This is a genomic window from Kitasatospora sp. NE20-6, from assembly GCF_045862635.1.
This window is the reverse complement of record NZ_BPRL01000169.1, coordinates 1-1,144: the sequence shown is the minus strand read 5'-3', so window position 1 is coordinate 1,144 and position 1,144 is coordinate 1. Positions and strand designations below refer to the sequence as shown.

1 protein-coding gene is annotated in these 1,144 nt (G+C 69.6%); it reads right to left on the bottom strand.

What is annotated here, in order from left to right; translation table 11 throughout:
- Window positions 1-1,144 (bottom strand): flavodoxin-dependent (E)-4-hydroxy-3-methylbut-2-enyl-diphosphate synthase (gene ispG, locus SNE206_RS40010; protein WP_407918510.1); only part of this gene is annotated, 1,144 nt, incomplete at both ends.

The following is a 1,144-nucleotide window of genomic DNA, read 5'->3' as shown; positions in this document are numbered from 1 at the left end:
AGTCGGCGGCGACGACGACCGGGGCGCCGGACTCCACGCCCTCGGCCTGCATCTGCTCGGCGAGCTTGAGCGCCTCCTCGATGAGGGTCTCGACGATCTTCGACTCGGGAACGGTCTTGATCACCTCGCCCTTCACGAAGATCTGGCCCTTGCCGTTGCCGGAGGCGACGCCGAGGTCGGCCTCACGGGCCTCGCCGGGGCCGTTGACGACGCAGCCCATGACGGCGACGCGCAGCGGCACCTCCATGCCCTCCAGGCCGGCGGTGACCTCCTCGGCGAGCTTGTAGACGTCGACCTGGGCGCGGCCGCAGGACGGGCAGGAGACGATCTCCAGGCCGCGCTGGCGCAGGCCGAGGGACTCCAGGATCTGGTTGCCGACCTTGATCTCCTCGGCCGGGGGCGCGGAGAGCGAGACGCGGATGGTGTCGCCGATGCCGTCGGCGAGCAGCGCGCCGAAGGCGACGGCCGACTTGATGGTGCCCTGGAAGGCCGGGCCGGCCTCGGTGACACCGAGGTGCAGCGGGTAGTCGCAGGCGGCCGCGAGCTGGCGGTACGCGTTGATCATCACGACCGGGTCGTTGTGCTTGACCGAGATCTTGATGTCGCGGAAGTCGTGCTCCTCGAACAGCGAGCACTCCCACAGCGCGGACTCGACCAGCGCCTCCGGGGTGGCACGGCCGTACTTCTCCAGCAGGCGCTTGTCGAGCGAACCGGCGTTGACGCCGATCCGGATCGGCACGCCGGCGCCCTTGGCGGCCTTGGCGATCTCGCCGACCTTGTCGTCGAAGGCCTTGATGTTGCCCGGGTTGACGCGCACCGCGGCACAGCCCGCGTCGATCGCGGCGAAGACGTACTTCGGCTGGAAGTGGATGTCGGCGATCACCGGGATCTGCGACTTCTTCGCGATGATCGGCAGCGCGTCGGCGTCGTCCTGCGAGGGGACGGCGACCCGGACGATCTGGCAGCCGGACGCGGTGAGCTCCGCGATCTGCTGGAGGGTGGCGTTGATGTCGGAGGTCAGCGTGGTCGTCATCGACTGGACCGAGACCGGGGCGTCGCCGCCGACCGGAACGTTGCCGACCATGATCTGACGCGAGTGGCGGCGCTTGGCGAGCGGCTTGAGCGGCAGGGACGGAATACCGAG